Raw genomic sequence first — 23,049 nt, forward strand, 5'->3', positions numbered from 1 at the left:
GGCGGTGGAAATCAATTGCGGTAGGACGGATCGGTGCGGTCGAGCTGGCGCATCAGCGCCGGCCATTCGCGTTCGCCGGGCACGAGGATGTCGCCCTGCAATTCCCAGAACTGGCGCGCGGCTTTCTCGCAGACCTCGTGTGGCGGCATCACCAGCTTGGCGCCGGCCGCGGCAGCCGCTTGCATCTGGAGCTGGATCCGCGCGGCGCGCTCGAAATAATAGAGCAGCATGAAGGCCTCGCCGGGTGTCCGGCCGACGGTGAGGATGCCGTGGTTGCGCATCAGCATGACCTTGTGCGGACCGAGATCCCGCACCAGGCGAACCTGCTCATCGAGGTCGATGGCGACGCCTTCGTAGTCGTGGAAGGCCTGGCGGTCGTAGAAGCGCATCGCGAACTGGCTGAGCGGCAACAGGCCTTTCTCCTGCCCTGAGACCGCGACGCTCGCGTCGGAGTGGGTGTGCAGCACGCAGACAGCATCGTGGTTCGAGGTGTGGATCGCGGCATGGATCACGAAGGCCGCAACATTGACGGCCTGCGGCGTGTCGTCGAGCTTGTTACCCCCAGTGTCGATCTTCACCAGGCTCGACGCCGTGATCTCGTCGAACAGCAGGCCGTAGGGATTGATCAGGAACTGGTCCTCGTGGCCGGGCACGCGCAGGGAGATGTGGTTGTAGATCAGGTCGTCCATGCCGAGCTTGGCGACCATGCGATAGCAGGCCGCGAGCTTGATCCGGGCATCCCACTCGGCTGGCTCGATCCCGCGCGGCGCGGCTTGCGGTTCTCTCGCTGACATCGCGTTCACGGCGTCTTCTCCTGCGCGATGGAGGATTGGAACGACTTCATGCTTTCCTCCTCGATGGCATCGAGCAGCGTGCGCTTGAGGCGCACGAATTCGGGCGAGGTGACGATCTCGGGCCGGCGCGGGCGGGGAAGGTCGACGACCTGTTCGAGCTTCACCGAGCCGGGACGCGCGGTCATGACGAGCACGCGGTCGCCGAGGAAGATCGCCTCGTCGACGTCATGGGTGATGAAGAGAATGGTGCGGCGGTATTTCTGCCAGACGTCGAGCAGCCAGCGCTGCATCATCGCCCGCGTCAGCGCGTCGAGCGCGCCGAACGGCTCATCCAGCAGCATCAAATCGCGTTCGAACAGGAAGGTCCGCATCAGGGCGACGCGCTGGCGCATGCCGCCGGACAACTGATTGGGATATTGCTTCTCGAAGCCGGCGAGCCCGAACTCGGGCAGCATCTTCAGCGCCTTGGCGCGCGCCTGGTCGCGCGGCATGCCCTCGACCTCGAGCGCGAGGATGGCGTTGTCGACGACGTTGCGCCAGGGAAACAGCAGGTCGCGCTGCGGCATGAAGGAGACGCGGCCGAGCAGGTCGGCCGAATGGCAGCTCTTGCCTTCGAAGCGCAGGATGCCGCCGGTATCAGGCTCCTCGAGGCCCGCGACGATGTTGAAGAGCGTGCTCTTGCCGCAGCCGCTCGGGCCGACGACGGTGACGAACTCGCCGGGGGCAACGCTCGCCTGGAGTCCCGACAGCGCCGCGACGGGACCGAAGGTCTTGTTGATCGCACGCAGTTCGAGCAGCGGCTCAGGCTTCGGTTGCGCCTGCGGGGCTTCGGTGGCCGGTCCGGGATGGGGGAGGCGGGCAGCCTGCACCGGGATGTCCTTGTATAATGGCGGCGGCCATTCGCATACGAAAGCGGGCCGCGTCGAAATCTCTTAGCAACTCGTGTGCCAGTGCGATTTCTCGGCAAATCAGGCATAAGATTTGCGAGTTCGAAGGTGGTTATCTCGGAGCTGAGCCCGTCTCCGCGAGAAAATCGGCCGGTTCACTGGAAGATTGGTGCCATTTTGTATACGTATGTCGATATCGGAGAAACATGATGGCGGATATTGGTGCACATGCTGGAGGCAGGCGCGTGAAAAATGGGCATGAAGCCTTGCCGGCCAGCCCGGGCATGACGCTCGCCGAGAGCCTGCGCCTGAAGCTCGAAGGGGCAATCGCGGCGGGGCATCTCGAGCCGGGCAGCCGGCTCGACGAGCAGGAGATCGCGCAGCGCTTCGGCGTCTCGCGCACGCCGGTGCGGGAGGCATTCCGCCTGATGGCCGCCAACAATCTGGTCGAGCTGCGCGGCCGGCAAGGGGCGACCGTCCGCAGCATCAAGGCGCAGGCGCTGATCGAGATGTTCCAGGTCATGGCGGAGCTGGAAGGGCTCTGCGCGCGGCTCGCCGCAAGGCGCGTTTCCCAGGCCTGGGGGGCTGAAATTGGCGAGATTCACCAGCGGCTTGTGGCGGCGGGTGAAACCGGCGACATCGACGTTTTCTACGACATCAACCAGGAATTCCACGAGGCGATCTACGAGGCCTCGCGCAACGCCTTCCTGGCCGAGCAGACCCGCAAGCTGCGCAACCAGGTGGCGGCGTATCGCCGCCGGGTGACGCGCATGCCGAACCGGATCGCCGACACCATCCGCGAGCACGAGGCGATCATGCAAGCGATCCTGGCGCATGATCCGGAGCGGGCGCACAGCGCCATGCGGGACCACGTCAACCTGCTCGGCGACAACCTTCTGGACTTCCTCGCCGCCTTCGAATGACCTCCGATGTCGCTTGGTATGCAAATTGCTAGACCTTGTATATCTAGCTTGCATCCTGGAGACCCGGAGTGGACCTGAAGCTGACGAACAAGACCGCCCTGATCACCGGCGCGTCGAAAGGAATTGGACTTGCGGTGGCCGAGCTCTTCGCCGCGGAGGGGTGTCATCTGCATCTCGCCGCCCGCAACGGCGAGGCGATGCTCGAGGCCAAGAAGCAGCTCGAAGCGCGCCATGGCGTGAAGATCACCATCCACGCGCTCGACCTGTCGAGCACGGCTGCGATGGAGAAGCTCGCGGCCGAGGTCGGCGACATCGACATCCTCATCAACAATGCCGGCGACATCCCGGCCGGCTCGCTGGAAATCCTCGACGACGCGGCCTGGCGGCGCGGCTTCGATCTCAAGGTGTTCGGCTACATCACGCTGTCGCGTCTCTATTATCCGCGTATGAAGGGCAGGGACGGCGTCATCATCAACATTATCGGCAATTCCGGTGAGAACTGGGACGCGAGCTATATCGCGGGCTCGACCGGCAACGCCGCGCTGATGTCCTTCACCAAGGCGCTCGGCGGCCGCAGCCTCGATCACGGCGTGCGCGTCGTCGCGGTCAATCCGGGGCCGGTTGCCACCGACCGCATGCTCAAGATCATGAAGCGCAAGGCGATCGACATGCTCGGCGACGAAAGCCGCTGGGAAGAGTTGTTCGACAAATATCCCGGCAAGCGGCCGGCGACATCGGAGGAGGTCGCCGATCTCGTCGCCTTCCTGTCCTCGCCGAGGTCCGGCTACATCACCGGCACCGTGGTGACGATCGACGGCGGCATCGCCGCTCGCGGCTCGGTGATCTGAGGCGCCGATGTCGAAGCCTCAATCGGCGGCACTGGTCCGCAACCGCTATTTCGACGAGCTCTCGGCGACGCCGGGACTCTACTGGCTCGGCCAGAACACCAACCATGTCGAGAGCCACCCCGCCGTGCGCGAGGCGATGCTGCGCTCGATCGAGGCTGGCGAGTTCAACGCCTATGCCCCTCCGCTCGGCTTCGAGGCGCTGCGCGCTGCGATCGTGGCCGACCTCGGCACACCAGGCGCTGAGGCGCTGGTGACCGAGGGCGGCGTCAACGCGCTGGCGATGATCTGTCGCGCGCGCTGCAAGCCCGGCACGACGCTGGTGACGACCGATCCGACCTGGAAATGGCCGTGTCTGTTCGCGCGCCAGCAGGGCGCCGAGGTAATCGAGATTCCGATCTACGATCCGGCCTGCAACTACCGCCTGACGCCCGAGGCGTTGAAGGCGAATGTCGATGAGCGCACCGCGATCATCTACCTCGTCGATCCCAACAATCCGCTCGGCATCCGCTATACCCGCGAGGAGATCGAGAGTTTTGCGGCGATTGCGCGCGATTGCGGCGCGCTGCTGGTGCACGACTGCACCTACCGCGATTTCGCCGATGGCCACACGCCGGCGCTTCACGTGGCGCCGCAAGGCTCGGTCGTTTCGACCAGCTTTTCGAAATGGCTCGGGCTTGCCGGCCTCCGCATCGGTGCTCTGGTCGCTGCTCCCGATCTGTTCGAGGAGCTGGCGCAGACCTCCACGAGCGTGCTCGGTGCGAGCGTCATCGCCCAGCGCGCGGCGCAGGCGGGCCTCTCCGTCAAGGCCGAATGGATGAAGAAGGTTCGCAGCACCGACCGGGCCAACAAGGCGATGATCCAGGAGGCGGCTGCGGCGATTGAAGGATTGGCGCTGCCGATCATGCCTTCGCACGGAAACTTTCTGGTGCTGGAGACCATCGCGGCGGGCATCCGTCCCGAGGCGCTGGTCGAGTGCTATCGCCGGCAAGGCATCATGATCCGCCAGGGCACGTATCACACGCAGCGCTTCGGCGACCGTTTCGTCAAGATCAGCACCTCCGTGCCGCAGGCGTGGGTCGAAAAGCTCTGCACGCTGCTGCCGGACTTGGTTGCGCAAGCGCGCACGCTCAACGACTTGCCGGCGCAATTCTAGGGATGATGCCGATGACGATGATCTCCACCAAAGACGGTGTGAAGCTCCATGTGGAGGAGGCGGGCGAGGGCACGCCGATCCTCTTCATCCACGAATTCGGCGGCAATCACGAAAGCTGGGAGCCGCAGCTGCGTTATTTCAGCCGGCGCCATCGCTGCATCACCTACGCCGCGCGCGGCTATTCGCCGTCGGATGTGCCTGACAGCCTGGAGGCCTATTCGCAGGCGATCGCAGCTGACGATGCGGTCGCCGTGCTCGATGCGCTCAAGATCGAGAAGGCGCACATCGTCGGCCTGTCGATGGGCGGCTTCTGCACGGTGCATTTCGGCCTGCGCACGCCGGAACGCGCCCTGTCACTTACCGTGGCTGGCGCCGGCTATGGCTGTGAGAAGGAGTTCGAGGAGTATTTTCGCGGCGTCTCGCGCGAAGTCGCCGACAATTTCGAGAAACAGGGCGCGAAGGAATTCTCGAAGATCTATGCGCTTGGCGCGAGCCGCGTGCAGTTCCAGAACAAGGATCCGCGCGGCTGGCAGGAATTCGCCGATCGCCTCGCCACCCATTCCGATCGCGGCGCTGCCAACACCATGCGCGGCGTCCAGGCGCGGCGGCCGTCTTTCTACGATCTCGAGGGCGGCTTGAAGAAGATGATGGTGCCGACGCTGGTCGTCGTCGGCGACGAGGACGATCATTGTCTGCAGCCCGGCATCTTCCTGAAGAAGACCATTCCGGCCTGCGGTCTCTCCGTCTTCCCCAAGACCGGCCACACGCTCAATCTGGAAGAGCCGGCGGCGTTCAACGCGCTGCTCGCGGAGTTCATTGCCCAGGTCGAGGCCGGGCGATGGCTGCCGCGCGATCCGCGCGCGCTGCCGGGTCAGATCATGCGCACGAAGTAGGTCGATGGGATCGAGCACCTTGATCAACGCCGATCGGCTCTGGACCCGCCTGATGGCGCTCGCCGAGATCGGCGCGACGCCCGCCGGCGGGGTCAACCGTCAGGCACTGAGTGACGGCGAGATTGCCGCCTGGCGCCGCGTCATCGGCTGGGCATGCGAGGCGGGCCTGACGCCGTCGACGGATGCCGCGGGAAACCTGTTCCTGGCGTTGGCCGGGCGCGATCGCGCCGCGCCGCCGCTCCTGCTCGGCAGTCATCTCGACAGCCAGCCGACCGGTGGCAAATTCGACGGCGCGGCCGGTGTCATGGCGGCGTTGGAGGCGGCGGTCTCGCTCGCCGAGCAGGGTGACAGGCCGGCACGCGATGTCATCATCGTTGCCTGGATGAACGAGGAAGGCTCGCGCTTCGCCCCGGGCATGATGGGTTCGGAGGCCTTTACCGGCGAACGCGATATGGACGCCATCCGCGCCGCGCGCGATGCAGACGGCATCAGCGTCGGCGAAGCGCTCGCCAGCCTCCACCAGGCTTTTCCTGATCTGCCGCACCGGCCGCTCGGCTTTGCGGCCGGAGCCTATCTCGAATTGCACATCGAGCAAGGGCCGCTGCTGGAGGCGGCCGCCTGCACCATCGGTGTCGTCACCGGCATCCAGGGCAAGAAGACGTTTCAGGTGGTGGTCGAGGGCGCCGAGGGACACGCCGGCACGCTGGCGCAGCAGGAGAGGCGGGACGCGCTCGCGGCCTTTGCCCGGATGGCGACCGCGCTCCATGCGGAGATCGGCACGGTCGATGCCGACATCAAGTTCACCATCGGCCGGGTCACCGTCACGCCGAATGCGCCGTCGGTGGTGCCTTCGCGCGTCAGCTTCAGCATCGATCTGCGCCATCCTGACAATGCGGTGCTCAATGCCGCTGGCGTGCGCATCGCTGCTCTTTGCCACGAGAACGCCGCACCTTGCACGGTCACGGTGACGCCGCTCGTCGATGCGCCGTCAAACGCGTTCGATGCACGCCTGCGGGCAAGCATCGCGGAGGCCGCGCGAGAGCAGGGGCATCCTGCGATGGCCATCCTCTCGGCCGCCGGTCACGACGCCCGTCATCTCGCCAAGGTTTGCCCGGCCGCGATGATCTTCATCCCGTGCCGCGACGGCGCAAGCCATGTCGAGCACGAATGGGCTGAGCCAAATCATGTTGCCGCCGGCGCCTCCGTGTTGGCACAGGTGCTGCGCGAGCTCGCGTTTGCGCCTTGCATTGCGGCGTGAGGACGCCGATGCAGGACGTGGCCCCACAGGACTACCGCGATGCGATGGCCTGTCTCGGCGCGGCCGTCAACATCGTGACGACCGACGGCAGCGCCGGTCGCGCCGGATTCACCGCATCCGCGATTTGCAGCGTCACCGACGATCCGCCGACGCTTCTGGTCTGCATCAACCGCGCGTCCTCGGCCTATGCCAGCGTGACGCGCAACAAGGTGGTGTGCGTCAACGTGCTCGCGGCCCGGCACGAGCCGCTGTCCCGGCTGTTCGGCGGCAAGGTGCCCGCCGAGGAACGGTTTGCCGCGGCCGCGTGGTCGACACTCGCAACCGGTGCGCCGGTGCTGGCCGACTGCGCCGCGGCGTTCGACTGCCGGATTGCCGATATCGTCAATGTCGGCACGCATGACGTGCTGTTCTGCCGCGTCGTGGCCCTGCAACGATCCGGCTGCACCGACAATCTGATTTATTTCGGCCGCGCCTACCACACGATCGGGGTGACCGATCCGGCCGGGGCTGGACCCGAATCCGCTCTTGACGCATCCTGAGGGGACGCTGGCGGCCATCGCCGGCCGATCCAACAGCTGCCTCCATGTGATGGACAGAGAACGCCGCCCAAGCAAGCGCGTATCCCTTGCGGGGATGCATATCGACCGGAATTCGGCCGTGCCGCTGCACCTGCAGATCGCGGCCCACATCCGGGGCTGCATTCTGCGCGGCGTCTTTCCGGCCGGAACGCAATTTCTGGGATCGCGGGAGATCGCGCGGGAGTTGGGCTGCTCGCGCACGGTGGTGTTGACCGCGTGGGACCTGCTCTACGCCGAGGGCTATCTTGAATCGACCCCGCGCGGCAGCGTCATGGTGGCATCGCTCGCAACACCGCATGCGGAGCTGGCGTCGGTCGCCTCGCCCGCGGCCGCGCCCGCCCATATGTCGAAGCGCTGGCAATCGCTGCTCGCCTTCGACTACGAGACCAACTGGCCGTCGGAGTTCAGTCCCGGCGCGCCCGATATTTCGACGTTTCCCTTCAAGGACTGGTCGCGCCTGCTGCGCCAGGCCTGGCAAAATCCGCGCGAGCAGGAGTGCCTCGATCTTCCGCCCGAGGGGCATCCGCGGCTGCGCAGCGAGATTGCAAATTTCCTCGGCTCGGTGCGTGGCCTGGTCTGCTCGCCGGAGGAGGTTGTCGTCACATCAGGCACGTCGGGGGCGCTCGATTTCTGTAGCCGGATGATCCTCGATCCCGGTGACGAGGTCTGGGTCGAGGAGCCCGGCTTTGTCGAGGCGCGATGGGCGCTCACGGCGGCCGGCGCGAAGCTGGTTCCGGTTCCGGTCGACGACAAGGGGCTGGTCGTCTCGGAAGGGATCAGGCGCGCGCCGGGGGCGCGGCTGATCGTGGTCACGCCGTCGCATCAATACCCGCTCGGCGTCAGCATGGGCCTGGAGCGGCGCCTCGAGCTGCTCGACTGGGCCAACAAGAACGATGTCTGGGTGATCGAGGACGACTACAATTCGGAGTTCAGGCATCAGGACAGCATGATCGCCTCCTTGCGGTCGCTCGATCGCGAGGGGCGGGTGATCTATTTCGGCACCTTTTCGAAGATCATGATGCCGGCCTTGCGGCTCGGCTACATCGTCGCCAACAGGCATTTCATCGACGGGTTTTCCCGGGGCCGCGCGCGGATCGACGTCCATACCTCCGGCGTCGGTCAGCTGGCGCTGGCCGAGTTCATGCGGGAGGGGCATCTGCTGCGACATCTGCGCGGGATGCGCCGGGTCTATGCCGTCAGGCGAAAGGCGTTGATCGACGCGATCGCCGCGCTGATGCCCGACGATCTGACCGTGTCCGCGGCGGTGACGGGACTGCATCTGGTGGCGCTGTTCACCGATGCGATGCGGACGCGGATGAGTGACCGCGAGGCGGCCGCGGTCCTGAAGCAGGCCGGCATCCACGTGCAGCCACTGTCACAGAATTTTCTGGCGCAGCCGACGCTGCAAGGCCTGGTGTTCGGATACGGGCGGCTGCGCGTCGAGGATGCATCTCCGCTGCTCGCGAGAATCGCGGCTTGCATCGGCAGCGGCCGCCGCAATGCACCATCCGACCCGGCCATCTCGTCTCTGACTGTTCGTACAATAAAGAGAGGCTGAGCCGACCGGCATGCATAGCTCGTAGGCAGGCGAATATCCCGCAGTGCCGTTCGATCGCCTGCAAATTAGACAGACGATTTTGAGCGCTCCGATTGCGGTGCAGCAGGCGTCATGAATTGTGCGGAGAAATCCGTGGTGCGCTGCACTTTTCTCGCGTGGAACAGTCCTCGTTCACGTGCACTCTCCGCGGGCAGCGTTGCACCAAAACGTGCAGCAGGTGGCGCGGTGCGCGGCGTCGCTCGCGCGCTGGTCTAGTGGTTTGCGACAACTCTGGCCCTATCCCGTGCCCATCGCTCTGTCGCACGCTCTCGGTCGGTGGCATGACAGGGGATGCATGATGAGCGCTCTGGTTTCGGCATTGGACGTTGCGATGAACGGCAAGGACCCGGCGTCCGGTTCGGACGTCACGCGTAGCTGATCGCTGCACATGAGCTCTTCCGAACATCACTGGGAAGTCGGCACCGATATCGGTGGCACCTTCACCGATATCATCGCGATCCGGCGTGGCTCCGCGGAGGCACGGATCGCGAAGGTGCCGTCGCGCCCGCAGGCGCCCGTTCAGGCGATGCTCGAGGCCATCGAGGCGGTGGGCCTGCGCAAGAGCGAGGTCAAGCGCTTCGTCCACGGCACCACGCGCGTGACCAACGCCATCGTCGAGGGCCGGCTGCCGAAGGTGGCGCTGGTCGCGACCGAAGGCTTTGCCGATGTGCTGGAGATCGCGCGCTATCGCCGCCGCGATCTCTATCGTCTCGACATTCCGCCGAAATCGCCGCCGCTGGTGCCGCCCGAACGATGTTTCGGGCTCGCCGAGCGCCTCGATTACGAAGGCCGGGTGCTGAAGGCGCTGGAGGAATCGGAGATCGAGCGGCTGGTGGCGTGGCTGAAAGGGACCGGCGTTCAGAGCGTCGCGGTGGCCTTGCTGCACGCCTACGCCAACCCGGTGCACGAAAAAATGCTCGGCGAGCGTCTCAAGGACGTCGTCGCCCACGTCTCGCTGTCACACGAGGTCAATCCCGAGGCGCGCGAATATGAGCGGACCTCGGCAACCGTGTTCAACGCGGCCGCGATGCCGATCGCGGTGGAATATCTGAGCGAGCTGGAACGGCGGCTACCGATCGGAGCCGGCCTGCAGGTGTTTCACTCGGCCGGCGCCATGATCCCGATTTCGGCGGTGAAGCGGCGGCCGCTGGTGATGGCGATGTCGGGTCCGGCGGCCGGCGTTTCTGCCTCGGTCAGCATCGCGCGTCAGCTCGGCACATCTCGGATGCTGACCTTCGACATGGGCGGCACCACGACCGACGTCTGCCTGATCGTGGACGGCCAGGCCGAGATGACCGACGGCCGCATGCTCGGCGACAAGCCGCTGCGCCAGCCGATGCTCGCGGTTCATTCCATCGGTGCCGGCGGTGGATCGATCGTGCGCAACGGTCCGGGCGGCCTGACGGTTGGACCGGAGAGCGCAGGCTCCGAGCCGGGGCCGGCCTGCTACGGCCGCGGCGGAACCGAGCCGACGATCACGGATGCCAACGCGGTCCTCGGCTATCTCAATCCCGAAACAAAACTCGGCGACCGCATCGGGATCGACATCAAGGCCGCGGCTGATGTCATCGCCCCGATCGCCCGCGCACTTGGATTGAGCCTGACCGAGACGGCGCTCGGCATCATCAAGGTCGCGAATGCCACGATGGCCCGCGCGCTCCGCCGCGTCACGGTCGAGCGCGGCATCGACGGGCGCGATTGCACGCTGCTCGCCTTCGGCGGCGGCGGACCGATGCATGCCGCGGGCCTTGCCGATCTCTACGGGATTGCAGCCGTCGTCGTGCCCAGCGCATCGAGTGCGTTCTCGGCGCTGGGCTGCCTCACCGCCGATTTCAGCTTCCTCCAGCAGCAGACCTTTCGCGCGGCACTCGATGGCATTGATCTCGCGCGCGTGTCGGAACGGATCGGGACGTTGATCGCCGATGCCTCGGCGCCGCTCATTGCCAACGGCGTTGCGCAGGCGGAGATCCAGGTCGAGCTGGTGGCCTTGATGCGCTACGCGGCGCAGAACGACGCCATTCCGGTGCCGTTCGCATTGCCGCTCGACGTCGGCAGGCTCAAGAAGGACTTTTTGGTGCGGCATCACGAGCTCTTCGGCTACGCGACGAGCGAGCCCTGCGTCATCGAATCCGTGCGTGTGCAGGCGCGTCGTCCGTCGACGACCGTTGTCAGCCGGCCGGCGACCGTGGCCCGCGCGGTGTCCACCGGTCAGCGTACCTGCTCGTTCGACGGTTTCCACGACATCGCAACCGCGATCATTGACCGCGCCGCAATGAACGACATCGTCAGCGGTCCCGCCATCATCGAAGACGCCTGGTCCACTGTGGTGGTACCGCCCGGCTGGCAGGCGCGGCCCGATGCAACCGGCAATCTGTTCCTGACGCGGGGGGCGGCATGAAGCTCGATCCGTTCGTCGTCGAAGTCATCAGGCACGGGCTTTCCGCCGCCGCCGAAGAGATGAGCCTGGTGATGACGCGCTCGGCGCGTTCGCCGCTGCTGCGCGAGGCCGGCGATCTGTCGTCGGCGATCACGGACGGCCGCGGCGGTCTGGTCGGGCAGGGCCGCGACATCCCGATCCACCTCGGTGCAATGGCCTACACCGTTCCGGAGCTTCTGAAGGTCGTGCCGATCGAGACCCTGAACGACGGCGACGTGCTGATCTACAATGTCGGCGCGCTCGGCGGCAATCATCTCAACGACGTCAAGGTCGTGCGTCCCGTCTTCGTCGACGGCGAGATCGTGGCGTTCGCGGTCAGCCTCGCGCACTGGCCCGATATCGGCGGCACCTGGCCCGGCAGCTATTTCGCAAAAGCCATCGACACGTTCCAGGAGGCGATGCGCATTCCGCCGGTGCTGATTGCGACTGCGGCCGGCGTCAACGCCCCGATCGTGCAGCTGCTCAAGGCCAACGTTCGCGACCCCGAGTCCTGCGAGGGCGATCTGCTCGCCCAGATCGCGGCGACCAAGGCGGGCGAGCGCCGCATCGTCGAGCTCTGCCGCGAGCACGGCAAGGCGGTCTTCACGGCGACGCAGTCGCGCCTGCACGATCTCTCCGAGATCGAGATGCGCGAGGCGCTGCGCGCGCTGCCGGATGGCGTCTACGAAGGCGAGGATTACCTCGACGACGGCGGCGTCAACAACGCGCCGGCGCGGATCCACGTCAAGATCACCATCGCAGGCGACGAGGCAACCTTCGACCTGTCAGGAAGCTGCGACCGCGTCTCGAACTTCTGCAACACGACGCCGTTCATGGCGCGCTCGGCTGTCGCCTATGCCGCGCGCATCATGAGCGGGCGCGAAATGCACCAGAATGCGGGCGCGCTCCGCCCGCTGACCATCATCACGCGCCCGGGCTCGATCCTGGAGCCGGGCTGGATGGCGTCCGTTGCCGCCGGCAACCACGAGACGTCCATGCGCATCGTCGATGCGATCTTCCGCGCCATGCAGCACACGATCCCCGAACGCCTGTCGGCGGGCGGGGCGACCACCGCGGGCGTGCTGTTCTTTGCCGAGCCGCGGCCGAACGGTTCCTGGAAGATGCTCTACGAGGTCCATGGCGGCGGCGAAGGCGCGCGGCATGATCGGGCCGGCATCTCGGCAACCCGGGTGCATCTGTCCAACACCTCGAACACGCCGGTCGAGGTGATCGAGGCGAGCTACGCGATCCGCCTCGAGCAGCAGGCCATTCGCCGGCGGTCCGGCGGCGCGGGGGCTCATCGCGGCGGTGACGGCTCCGTCCGCACCTATCGCATCCTCGCACCCTCGATGCACCTGACCACCTGCATCGAACGCATGGTGATTGCACCGTTCGGCATGCAGGGCGGCGAGGCCGGCAAGGCCTGCCGCATCTCGCTGCTCCGGCAGGGCGCAAACGTTGCGATCGACGGCAAATCAAATCTTGTGTTGCAGCAGGACGATCTCGTCACGATCGAGATGTGCGGCGGCGGTGGCTACGGCGCCGCGGCTGCGGAGTGAGGGGATTGCGATGAGCAGATTGTTGCGAACCGGGCTGAATGCGGGCGACAGCGCGCCGATGGCCGTGGTCGGCGGTGAGGGCGTCTACTTTCACCTCGCGGACGGTCGCAAGCTCATCGACGGCAGCAACACCGGCGGCGGTCTCGGGCATCGTCATCCGGCGATGGTGGAGGCGATCCGCCGTGCAGCCGATACGCCGGTCGTGAACGAAGGGTGGACCTGGGTCGGCCGTGAGCAGGCCGCGGACGACCTGATGGCCACCGCGTTCAGGGGTGAAGAGGATTGGGTCGGCGCGGTCCGCTTCTGCATCAGCGGCAGCGAGGCCAACGACATGGCGCTCTCGCTCTGCCAGGCGCTGACGCAACGTTCGGCACTGGCGACGCGCGAACGCGCCTATCACGGCATCACCGGCCTGTCGCGCAGCATGACGGTGCAGCCGCAATGGCATGGCGGGCTCGCGGTGCACTCAGGCGGCTCGCAGCTGCCGGCACCGATGGCGCCGGTACGGATTTTGCCAGCGCCTGATGGCGCGATCTACGGCGCGCCGGCCAACAATGCGCCGCCGAGCGAATATCTCGCGGATGCCCCGCGCCTGCTCTCCGACACGGCGGCGACGATCATCGATTACACCCAAGGCGGCATCTATTACGACGGCGCCTATCAGGACGAGGTGGCGCGCTGCGCGCGGCAGGCCGGCTCGTATTGGATCGCGGACGAGGTCGTGACCGGCGCGGGGCGCGCGGGACGCTGGTTCGCATTTCAGGGCGCCGAAAGCCGCCCCGACATCGTCACACTTGGAAAGTCGCTCGGCGGCGGCGCGGCGGCGGTGGCCGCGGTCGTGGTGTCGAAAGATATCGTCGAGCGCCTGAAGGGCACGAGCTGGCAGAATTACGGCACGCTGCGCGGTCATCCCATCAGCATGGCCGCCGTCAGCGCCTATCTGAAGGTCGTCAGCGACGACAGGATTTTGGATCATGTAGCGAGCCTCGAAAAGCTGTTCACCCGTCGCCTGCTCGCGATCGCGCAGAAACATCCGAGCGTGCAGCGCGTGGCGGGGCAGGGACTACACTGGACGGTCGAGCTGCACGGTCCGGATTGGCGCACCTGGCATGCCGACACCACGGAGGTGCCGATCGCCTCGCGCGTGGCGGAGCGAGCGCTGGAGGCCGGCGCGGTGATCGGCACAAGCGGTGAACAGACTTCGCTGTTCCTGGCGCCGCCGCTGGTCATCTCCGAGCGCGAGGCTACGCTGCTGCTCGACGCGCTCGACCACGGCCTCGATATTGCCGACGAGGAGCACGGGTGAGCGCGGACCACGCAACACCCCATCGCTCGCCGGCCTGGCCGGCGGATGAGCCCTGGCATCTCGCGATGCCGGAGGGGACGCTTTACGACGCGCTGGCGCGCGCGGCGAACGACCGGCCGTCGCATCCGGCGACGGTGTTTTACGGTGCAAGCCTGAGCTACGCCGAGCTGCGCGAGCGCGTCGACGCTATGGCGGGTTTCCTGCAGAGTGCTTGCGGTGTGAAGCGCGGCGACCGCGTCATGATCGCGCTGCAGAACTCGCCGCAATATGTCATGGCCTACTACGCGGTGATGCGGGCGGACGCCGTGATCGTGCCCGTCAACCCCATGAACAGGACCGCCGAGATCGCGTATTTGGCATCGGACAGCGGCGCCAGGGTAGCGATCCTCGGCAGCGAGCTGAGCGACGTGTTTGCGCCGCTGGTGGGTAACACTATCACTCATGCGATCGTCGCGCAGTATCGCGACGAGGTTCCGGTCGCGACCCCCTATACGCTGCCGTCCTGCGTGACCGAAGCGCCGGCGGAGGTACCATCGTCGCCGGGCTGGCATTCCTGGTTATCCGCAATCGCGCAAGGCTTGCGTCCCGCTGCAATGACCCCGGGCCCGGACGATCTCATGATCCTGCCCTATACGTCGGGCACGACAGGCAAGCCCAAGGCCTGCATGCATAGCCATCGCAGCGCGCTCTTCACGGCCGTGCTGCAGGCGCGCTGGTATGGGCTCGGTGGCGGCGACGTGATGACCGGTTTCATGCCGCTGTTCCACGTCGCGGGCATGCAGGGCTCGATGAATGCGGCTGTGGTGACGGGCGCCACGCTGCTGTTGATGGCGCGCTGGGACAAGGATCTGCTGCCCGATCTGTTCGAGACCTATGGCGTGACGTTCTGGAACGCGGCCCCGACCATGATCGTCGACGTCCTCGCAAGCGCCCGGTTCCGCGACCGGTGTTTTGCGAAGCTGAAGGTGCTGACCGGCGGCGGCGCTGCGATGCCGGCGGCGGTGGCCGAGCGGCTGAAGGGACGCTTCGGTCTCGATTTCGTCGAGGGCTACGGCATGACCGAGACCATGTCGCCGACCCACCTCAACCCGATGGCGGCGCCGAAGCGGCAGTGCCTCGGCATCGCCGTGCAGGAGACGGATGCAAGGATCGTCGATCCCGAGAGCCTGATCGAGCTGGACGACAACGTGGTCGGTGAGATCGTCGTGCACGGGCCGCAGGTGCTGCAAGGCTACTGGAACAGCCCGCAGGCCGACGCTGAGGCGTTCATCGAACTCGCCGGCAAACGGTTCCTGCGCACGGGCGATCTAGGCTATCGCGATGCCGACGGCTATTTCTTTGCGGTGGACCGCCTCAAGCGGATGATCAATGTCAGCGGCTTCAAGGTGTGGCCGGCCGAGGTGGAGGCCGCGATGTACCAGAACCGCGCCATCCGGGAGTGCTGTATCGTCTCTGCGCCGGACGATTATCGCGGCGAGACCGTCAAGGCCCTGGTGGTGCTGGACGAGGCGATGCGCACGACGACGTCGCCAGATGACATCGTTGGCTGGGCGCGTGGTGCGATGGCGAGCTACAAGGCGCCGCGCGCCGTGGTCTTTGTCGAGTCCCTGCCGCGCACCGCAAGCAACAAGATTAACTGGCGGCTCTTGCAGGACGCCGAATGGGGGCGGACCACATGAGGTGCGCCCGGCTGGAAAAGCGGTGCGCGGCTGCGTTATGCTGCAGGCGCCGGACAATCACTGAAGCTGCGGCTTCTCCCAAGAGATCACCAGGAATTCGCTGATGCGCATCGTCAATGTCGCCGCCGCCCAGATGGGCCCGATCCAGAAAGCCGACAGCCGCGAGGCCGTGGTCAAGCGCATGATTGCGCTGATGGACGAAGCCAAGGCCAAGGGCGCCGACCTGATCGTCTATCCGGAACTGGCGCTGACGACGTTCTTCCCGCGCTGGTACGTGGAGGACCGGGCCGAGTTCGACAACTGGTTCGAGCGCGAGATGCCGAGCGCGGCGACGAAACCGCTGTTCGAGCGCGCGGCGCAGCACCAGATGGCGATGAATTTCGGCTATGCGGAGCTGACGCCCGACGGCCATCACTTCAACACCGCTATTCTCACCGACAAGTCTGGCAAGATCGTCGGCAAATATCGCAAGGTCCATCTGCCGGGCCACGTGGAATACGACACCAAGCGCTCCCACCAGCACCTAGAGAAGCGCTATTTCGAGCCGGGTGATCTCGGCTTCAAGGTCTGGCGCGAGCTGGGCGGCATCATCGGCATGGCCATCTGCAACGACCGGCGCTGGCCCGAGACCTATCGCGTCATGGGCCTGCAGGGCGTCGAGATGGTGCTGATCGGCTACAACACACCGTCCGTGAATGCGGAGAAGAGCGAGGAGGGCATCGAGAAGCGCCTGTTTCACAATCGCCTCTCGGTGCAGGCCGGCGCCTATCAGAATTCAACCTGGGTGGTCGCGGTCGGCAAGGCCGGCGTCGAGGACGGGCATCCGCTGTTCGGCGGCAGCCTGATCGTCGATCCCAATGGCGAGATCGTCGCCGAGGCCAGGACGGAGGACGACGAGGTTCTGGTTCACGCTTGCGATCTCGATGCCACCATTTTCGGCAAGACCACGATCTTCGATTTTGCCCGGCATCGCCGTATCGAGCATTACGGCCTGATCACCAGCCAAACCGGCGCGGTGCCGCCGCCGGAGAAGTGACGCCGATGGCAGGCAAGGACTCATCAGGCATTCCCCTGCGCGAGCTCGATCCCCGCGACCGCTACAAGCTGCTCTGCGGCGTGGTGGTGCCGCGGCCGATCGCGCTGGTGACGACGCTGGACGAGAGCGGGGCGGTCAATGCCGCCCCCTTCAGCTTCTTCAACGTCTTCTCCGAGAGTCCCGCCCTGATCGTGCTGGGGCTTCAGCACAAGCCGGATCACAGCCCGAAGGACACGACCCGCAACATCCATCGCGACGGCGAGTTCGTGGTTCACATGGTGGACGAGGCGCTGTCGGTGGCGATGAACGACTGCGCGGTCGATTTTCCCTCCGGCGACAGCGAGGTCGCCGCGACCGGGCTTGCCACGCTGCCCTCGGTCGACGTGAAGGTGCCGCGCCTTGCTGCAGCCCCCTTCGCGCTGGAATGCCGCCGCCACGTCGTGATGACCTTCTCGCCCGATCGCGAGCTGCTGGTCGGCGAGGTGCTCAGGATTCACGCCCGCGAAGGCCTCGTCGATAAGGCCAACATGTATGTCGATCTCGACGCTTACCGGCCGATCGGCCGCATGTTCGGCAATCTCTACACGACGCAGCGGGACACGTTTGCGCTGGTCCGCGAGAGCCACGCGCAGTGGCTCGCGCGGCAGGACGCCAAAGAGCTGAAGGACGCCTAGTGAGCCGAGAACTGCACCGTACCCAGTGCCATGGTGACGGCCGCCTGTGTCGGGTCGATCACGGGAATACGAAGCGCGTCTTCCAGCGGGCGGCGGTGGCGGGCCATGCCGGCGCAGCCCATCACGATGGCGCGGGCGCCGTCCTCGTCGCGCAGTGCGCGGCCGATATCGATCATCTTCGCCAAAGTGCCTTCGCCCGAGGCGGTTTCCGCAACGCTCATGTTGAGCGGCCGTTCGCCGGCGAGGCGGTCGGTCAGGCCCATCTGCCTGAGATAGCGCATGTGTCGGGGGATCGAGCGCTGGGCAATGGCGATGACGCCAAAGGTCTCGGCGCGCGCCAGCGCCGTCAGCACGCCGCACTCGGCGATGCCGAACACCGGCCGGTCGGTGCCCTCGCGGCAGACCTGAAGACCGGGATCGCTGTAGCAGGCGATGACGAAGGCAGCCGAGCTGTTGTCGCTTTCCACCAGCCGGCGCAGCGGCATCGCGACGCTGTCGACGTCGGCCTGGCTTTCAATGCCGAAGGGACCCTCGGCCAGGCTCTGGCAGACCAGTTCCGGCCCGCTTTCGAAACCGAGCGGCTTCAAGGCATCCTCCAGCCCTTGCGTCACCGCGGGATTGGAGTTCGGATTGATAACGAGAATGCGTGGCCGGGGCATGCTGGTCTTCCTGCGAAATTGCGATCACGTGCCTCAAGCCTATCACGGAGTGCCTCATGACTGAACCCACCTACGACCTGATCATTCGCGGCGGCCGCGTCGCGACCACAACGGATGTGTTCGAGGCCGATGTCGCCATCTCCGGCGAGACCATCGCCGCCGTCGGCCGCGGCCTTCCGGCGGCCAAGCGCGAGATCGACGCGCGCGGCAAGCTGGTGCTGCCCGGCGGCGTCGATAGCCACGCCCATATCGAGCAATTGTCCGCGGCCGGCATCATGAATGCCGATACGTTCGAGAGTGCGACCGTCTCCGCCGCGTTCGGCGGCACCACCACGGTGATCCCGTTCGCAGCCCAGCATGTCGGCATGAAGCTGCCGCAGGTGGTGGAGGACTATCACGCGCTGGCGAAGAAGGGCGCGGTGATCGACTACGCCTTCCACATGATCATTGCGGACGCGACCAGGGAGACGGTCGAGGAGCACATTCCGGCACTGGTGAAGCAGGGCCATGCCTCGATCAAGATCTTCATGACCTACGACCGGCTCAAGGTCGACGACGAACCGCTGCTCGACATCCTCCTCGCGGCGCGCCAGTCCGGCGCGATGCTGTGCGCGCACGCCGAAAACCACGGCATTATCGCCTGGATGGTGAAGCGCCTGCTCGCGCGCGGCTACACGATGCCGAAATACCACGCCGTCAGCCACGCCCGCGTGTCGGAGGCGGAAGCGTTCACCCGCCTGATCGGGATGGCGGCGCTGATCGATCAGCCCATCATGATCTTCCATGTCTCGACCGCCGAAGGCGCCAAGGTGATCCGCGACTCGCGCGGGCAGGGGCTCAAGGTTTTTGCCGAGACCTGTCCGCAATATCTGTTCCTCACCGCCGCCGATCTCGACAAGCCCGGCGCAGACGGCGCCAAATGGATGTGCAGCCCGCCGCCGCGCACGCATGCCGACCAGGAAGCGCTGTGGCAGGCGCTGTCGCTCGGCGATCTCCAGACCATCTCGTCGGATCATGCGCCGTATCGCTTTGACGAGACCGGCAAGCTGCGCGCCGGCCCCAATCCCAACTTCAAGCAGGTCGCCAACGGCCTGCCGGGGCTGGAGCTGAGGCTGCCGCTCTTGTTCGACGCGATGGTGTCGAAGGGACGCTTGGGCCTGGAAAAGTTCGTCGAGTTGACCGCGACGGCACCGGCCAAGATCTACAATCTGCATCCGCGCAAGGGCTCGATCGCTGTTGGCGCAGACGCCGATATCGCGATCTGGGATCCCAACCGCGAGACCACGATCGCCGACGAGATGATGCACGATCTTGCCGGCTACACGCCGTTTGCGGGGCGGAAGCTCAAGGGCTGGCCGGTGTCGGTGCTCTCGCGCGGCCGCGTCATCGTCGACGGCAACAAGTGCCTGGCGAGCGCCGGCAGCGGCAAGTTCCTGGCACGCAGCGGCGGCGAGGCGGCCAGGCCCACCGGCCGGCTCGTCGCCGACATGGATCCGGAACGGAATTTTGGAGCAAAGCTGCTGTGACGGTGGAACGCTCCCGATGAAGATCGTCATCTTCGGCGGCACGGGGTTTGTCGGCCTCAATGTTGCGGAGGTGCTGCTCGCGCGCGGCCATGACGTGACGCTGTATGACCGCGCAGAGCTGCCGCCATCCGCGCGGCGATCTCTTGCCGACTACGGCGCACGGCTCAAAGCCGTGCAGGGCGATATCACCGACGCAGCCACCATCGACGCCCTCATCGCCGGTGGCTGCGACGCGATTGTGCTCGGCGCGGCGGTCACCGCCGGGGACGAGCTCGAGCGGGTGTCGACCGCGCGCGTGCTCGAAATCAATGTGATGGCGCAGATCCCGATCCTGCTCTCCGCGATCCGTCATGGCGTTCGCCGCGTCGTCAATCTGTCGTCGGCATCGGCCTACGGCGCCGCCGGTGCACGGGTCGATATTCTGGACGAGGAGACGCCTTGCGATCCGGTCTCGTTCTACGCCATCAGCAAGTTCACTTCGGAACGATCAGTCGCCCGCCACGCCGAACTCTTTGGCGGCGATTTCCTGAGCGTACGCCTGAGCGCCTTGTTCGGTCCGTGGGAGAAACCCAGCTCGGTGCGCGATACGCCGAGCCTCCAGTTCCAGATTCTGGCTGCGTTCGCCCGCGGCGAGTCGGCCCTTCTGCCTGCGCCGGGGATCAAGGATTGGACCTACGCGCCGGACGCTGCCGAAGCCGTGGCACTGCTCATCGAAGCCGAGCGGCCGTGCCACCGGCTCTACAACATCTCCAGCGGCACGCCCTGGTCCGCGCTGCAATGGGGCGAGGCCTTTGCGGCCCTGCATCCCGGGCTGGAGTGTCGGCTCGCGGCGCCCGGAGAGAAGACCCTCATCAAGCTTCACGGTGGGGATCGTGCCCCGATGTCGGTCAAGCGGATGGCGGATGAGTTCGGCTGGCGCGCCCGGTTCGGCTGCGCGGAGTCGGCCGCTGCGATGAGCGCTTGGTGGATGCAGCACAAGGAAGGGATCTGACATGCGGCTGCAGGGGCGCACGGCCATCATCACCGGAGCGGGCTCGGGCATCGGCCGCGCCAGCGCCAAGCTGTTTGCAGAGGAGGGCGCGCGCCTCGCTCTGGTTGATCGCGATGCCGCGGGGCTTGAGGAAACCCGGCGACTGGCAGGCGAAGCCACGACACATGTCGGCGACGTCGGCGATGCCGCATTCGCCGAGACCGTCGTCGGCGATGTCATGACGCGCCACGGCGGCCTCGACATCCTGATGACGGCCGCCGGCTTCTCCTGCGGCGGCACGGTGCTGACGACGAGCCCGGACGATTGGGACGCGGTGTTCCGCGCCAATGTCGGCGGCACCTGGCTGTGGGCGCGGGCCGCCGTGCCTCACATGCAGCGGCAGAACAGCGGCTCGATCATCACGCTGGCGTCGCAACTTGCCATTGCCGGCGGCAAGGGCAACAGCGCCTATATCGCCGCCAAGGGCGCGATCGTCAGCCTGACGCGGACGATGGCGGTGGATTTCGCCACCGACGGCATTCGTGTCAACGCGATCGCACCGGGCGCGATCGAAACGCCGATGCTTCGTCGCAGCTTTGCCCGTCACGCCAATGCGGAGGAGGTGCGCGAAGCCTCCCGCAACCGCCATGCCATGAAGCGCTTCGGCCAGGCGGAGGAAATCGCGCAGACGGCGCTGCATCTCGCCAGCGACGCGTCCTCGTTCACGACCGGCACTGTGATGGTGGTTGACGGAGGCTGGCTCGCGGCATGAGTGACGCGCTGACAGAGCTCGAAGCCGATGTTCGCGCCGATCTCGCCATGATCGCGCATCCGGGCGCGGCATGGCTCGACCCGAAGATCGGGCCTGATGGCAAGCCGGCGCTGGATGTTCTCATCGTCGGCGCCGGTCAGTCGGGCATTGCCATCGGCTTCGGCCTGATGCGCTCCCGCGTCAGCAACATCCTGCTGCTCGACAAGGCCGAGGAGGGGAAGGAGGGCCCGTGGCTCACCTATGCCCGCATGCCGACGCTGCGCAGCCCGAAGGACTACACCGGCCCGGACCTCGATATTCCCAGCCTGACCTACCAGTCCTGGCACGAGGCCCGCTTCGGCAAGGAGAGCTGGCAGGAACTCGGCCTGATCGAACGCGGCCATTGGGCCGAGTATCTGCTCTGGCTGCGGCGCACGATCGGCTTGCCGGTGCGCAACGGTTGCGAGCTTTTGGAGATCGCGCCGGGACCTGATGGCCTGCTGGCCGCACGCGTGAACAGTGCCGGCGGTGTCGAGACGCTCCATGCGCGCAAGATCGTGCTGGCGACGGGGCAGGAGGGGATGGGCGGCTGGATGATCCCGGAGCCGCTCCGCCATCTGCCGGCGAGTTCGGTCGCGACCGTCGCCGACGACATCGACTTCGAAAAGCTCCGCGGCAAGCGGGTTGTCGTGATCGGCGCCGGCGCATCCGCCTTCGACAACGCGGCGACCGCGCTGGAGGCTGGCGCTGTCGAGGTGCATCTGTTGTGCCGCCGCGCGCAGATCCAGGTGATCCAGCCTTATCGCTGGCTGACCTTTCGCGGCTTCCTGCGCCATCTCAGCGATCTCGACGATGCCTGGCGCTGGCGCTTCATGCGCACCATCCTCGAGATGCGGGAAGGCTTTCCGCAGCCGACCTACGATCGCTGCGCGCGTCATGCCAATTTCACACTGCACGAGGGCGCGCCGGTCGAGGCTGCCCGGGAGACGGGCAAAGGCGTCGAATTGCAGACGCCGCGCGGCGCCATCCCTGCGGATTTCGTCATCTGCGGCACCGGCATCGACATGAACTTTGCCGGGCGCGGCGAGCTCAGCGGGGTTGCCGGCAACATCGCGACCTGGGCCGACCGCTATCAGCCGCCGGAGGGCGAGCGCAACGAACGGCTCGGCCGCTTTCCCTATCTCGCCGACGATTACGCCTTCACCGAGCGCGTAGCCGGCGAGACGCCGTGGATCTCCGACATCCATCTCTTCGCCATAGCCTCCACCATGAGTTTTGGCCCGTCGGGATCGTCGATCAACGCGATGACGACCGCCGTCCCGAAGCTGGTCCACGGCCTGACGCGCGGCCTGTTCCGCGCCGATGTCGCGCGGCACTGGGCTTCGCTCAGCGCCTATGACGTGCCGCAGGCCGTGGTCATGCGGCCGGCACGAAAAATGGGGGAAATGCGATGATCATCCATGCGCCGCCGCGACGAAGCGTCCCCGCCAGCGCGCCGTGAGACTGGCGCGCAACTTGCTTGTTTCTTAACCTGCCTTGCTG

Annotated in this window: 20 protein-coding genes; 17 read left to right on the top strand and 3 right to left on the bottom strand. The window is 66.3% G+C overall.

Going from position 1 to position 23,049, the window contains the following annotated elements:
- Positions 1-11: 11 nt before the first annotated feature.
- Positions 12-803, bottom strand: a complete 792-nt coding sequence (locus tag E4K65_RS02330) for a class II aldolase/adducin family protein (protein WP_135172733.1) — start codon at positions 801-803, stop codon at positions 12-14.
- A complete protein-coding gene (locus E4K65_RS02335) occupies positions 800-1,663 on the bottom strand; it encodes an ABC transporter ATP-binding protein (protein ID WP_135172734.1) in 864 nt (287 codons plus the stop codon). Before E4K65_RS02335 ends, E4K65_RS02330 begins: the two co-directional genes overlap by 4 nt.
- A gap of 17 nt (positions 1,664-1,680) precedes the next feature.
- Between E4K65_RS02335 and E4K65_RS02340 the strand changes: the two genes are divergently transcribed.
- The 13 genes from E4K65_RS02340 to E4K65_RS02400 all read left to right on the top strand — a co-directional run bounded on the left by E4K65_RS02340 (position 1,681) and on the right by E4K65_RS02400 (position 17,601).
- Positions 1,681-2,604 carry a GntR family transcriptional regulator gene (locus E4K65_RS02340; protein WP_135172735.1) on the top strand — a complete coding sequence of 308 codons (924 nt, stop codon included), beginning with the start codon at positions 1,681-1,683 and terminating at the stop codon, positions 2,602-2,604.
- Between the two features lie 68 nt (positions 2,605-2,672).
- Positions 2,673-3,452 carry an SDR family oxidoreductase gene (locus tag E4K65_RS02345; protein ID WP_130371377.1) on the top strand — a complete coding sequence of 260 codons (780 nt, stop codon included), beginning with the start codon at positions 2,673-2,675 and terminating at the stop codon, positions 3,450-3,452.
- A gap of 7 nt (positions 3,453-3,459) precedes the next feature.
- Positions 3,460-4,605, top strand: a complete 1,146-nt coding sequence (locus E4K65_RS02350; protein ID WP_135172736.1) for a pyridoxal phosphate-dependent aminotransferase — start codon at positions 3,460-3,462, stop codon at positions 4,603-4,605.
- An 11-nt stretch (positions 4,606-4,616) separates the two neighbouring features.
- Positions 4,617-5,498 carry an alpha/beta fold hydrolase gene (locus tag E4K65_RS02355; protein ID WP_167770462.1) on the top strand — a complete coding sequence of 294 codons (882 nt, stop codon included), beginning with the start codon at positions 4,617-4,619 and terminating at the stop codon, positions 5,496-5,498.
- A gap of 19 nt (positions 5,499-5,517) precedes the next feature.
- Complete coding sequence (locus E4K65_RS02360) at positions 5,518-6,756, top strand: Zn-dependent hydrolase (RefSeq protein WP_235885419.1); 1,239 nt, start codon at positions 5,518-5,520, stop codon at positions 6,754-6,756.
- Positions 6,757-6,764: 8 nt separating this feature from the next.
- The gene (locus E4K65_RS02365) at positions 6,765-7,295 is read left to right on the top strand and encodes a flavin reductase (protein ID WP_167770463.1); all 531 of its coding nucleotides are present in this window, start codon (positions 6,765-6,767) and stop codon (positions 7,293-7,295) included.
- Between the two features lie 118 nt (positions 7,296-7,413).
- A complete protein-coding gene (gene pdxR / locus E4K65_RS02370) occupies positions 7,414-8,892 on the top strand; it encodes a MocR-like pyridoxine biosynthesis transcription factor PdxR (RefSeq protein WP_235885421.1) in 1,479 nt (492 codons plus the stop codon).
- Between the two features lie 427 nt (positions 8,893-9,319).
- Entirely contained in the window at positions 9,320-11,329 is a 2,010-nt protein-coding gene (locus E4K65_RS02375; protein ID WP_135172740.1) for a hydantoinase/oxoprolinase family protein, read from the top strand.
- Entirely contained in the window at positions 11,326-12,906 is a 1,581-nt protein-coding gene (locus tag E4K65_RS02380) for a hydantoinase B/oxoprolinase family protein (RefSeq protein WP_167770464.1), read from the top strand. The genes E4K65_RS02375 and E4K65_RS02380 overlap by 4 nt, the downstream gene beginning before the upstream one ends.
- A 10-nt stretch (positions 12,907-12,916) precedes the next feature.
- On the top strand, positions 12,917-14,212 hold the full coding sequence (locus E4K65_RS02385) for an aminotransferase class III-fold pyridoxal phosphate-dependent enzyme (protein WP_135172742.1): 1,296 nt from the start codon (positions 12,917-12,919) through the stop codon (positions 14,210-14,212).
- On the top strand, positions 14,209-15,891 hold the full coding sequence (locus E4K65_RS02390) for a long-chain-fatty-acid--CoA ligase (RefSeq protein WP_135172743.1): 1,683 nt from the start codon (positions 14,209-14,211) through the stop codon (positions 15,889-15,891). The genes E4K65_RS02385 and E4K65_RS02390 overlap by 4 nt, the downstream gene beginning before the upstream one ends.
- A gap of 103 nt (positions 15,892-15,994) precedes the next feature.
- Complete coding sequence (locus E4K65_RS02395) at positions 15,995-16,927, top strand: N-carbamoyl-D-amino-acid hydrolase (protein WP_135172744.1); 933 nt, start codon at positions 15,995-15,997, stop codon at positions 16,925-16,927.
- Positions 16,928-16,932: 5 nt separating this feature from the next.
- Positions 16,933-17,601 (top strand): flavin reductase family protein, encoded by a 669-nt coding sequence (locus tag E4K65_RS02400; protein WP_209312021.1) that lies wholly within the window; start codon positions 16,933-16,935, stop codon positions 17,599-17,601.
- On the opposite strand, the gene E4K65_RS02405 is transcribed toward E4K65_RS02400, so the two are convergent.
- Positions 17,598-18,260 carry an aspartate/glutamate racemase family protein gene (locus tag E4K65_RS02405; RefSeq protein WP_135172746.1) on the bottom strand — a complete coding sequence of 221 codons (663 nt, stop codon included), beginning with the start codon at positions 18,258-18,260 and terminating at the stop codon, positions 17,598-17,600. The genes E4K65_RS02400 and E4K65_RS02405 overlap by 4 nt on opposite strands.
- Positions 18,261-18,316: 56 nt before the next feature.
- Here E4K65_RS02405 and hydA point away from each other — a divergent pair, with 56 nt between their 5' ends.
- Genes hydA through E4K65_RS02425 form a run of 4 tightly spaced genes read left to right on the top strand, consistent with a single transcriptional unit; the run spans position 18,317 to position 22,961 of the window.
- Positions 18,317-19,786, top strand: coding sequence for a dihydropyrimidinase (gene hydA, locus E4K65_RS02410; protein WP_135172747.1), 1,470 nt, complete (start codon positions 18,317-18,319; stop codon positions 19,784-19,786).
- Positions 19,787-19,802: 16 nt separating this feature from the next.
- Positions 19,803-20,777, top strand: a complete 975-nt coding sequence (locus tag E4K65_RS02415) for an NAD-dependent epimerase/dehydratase family protein (RefSeq protein WP_135172748.1) — start codon at positions 19,803-19,805, stop codon at positions 20,775-20,777.
- Between the two features lies 1 nt (position 20,778).
- Positions 20,779-21,528: an SDR family oxidoreductase gene (locus tag E4K65_RS02420; RefSeq protein WP_135172749.1), complete on the top strand. Its 750-nt coding sequence runs from the start codon at positions 20,779-20,781 to the stop codon at positions 21,526-21,528.
- Positions 21,525-22,961 (top strand): NAD(P)-binding domain-containing protein, encoded by a 1,437-nt coding sequence (locus tag E4K65_RS02425; protein ID WP_135172750.1) that lies wholly within the window; start codon positions 21,525-21,527, stop codon positions 22,959-22,961. Before E4K65_RS02420 ends, E4K65_RS02425 begins: the two co-directional genes overlap by 4 nt.
- The last annotated feature ends 88 nt before the right edge of the window (positions 22,962-23,049 follow it).

It is taken from the genome of Bradyrhizobium niftali (assembly GCF_004571025.1).
Classification (GTDB): Bacteria; Pseudomonadota; Alphaproteobacteria; order Rhizobiales; family Xanthobacteraceae; genus Bradyrhizobium; species Bradyrhizobium niftali.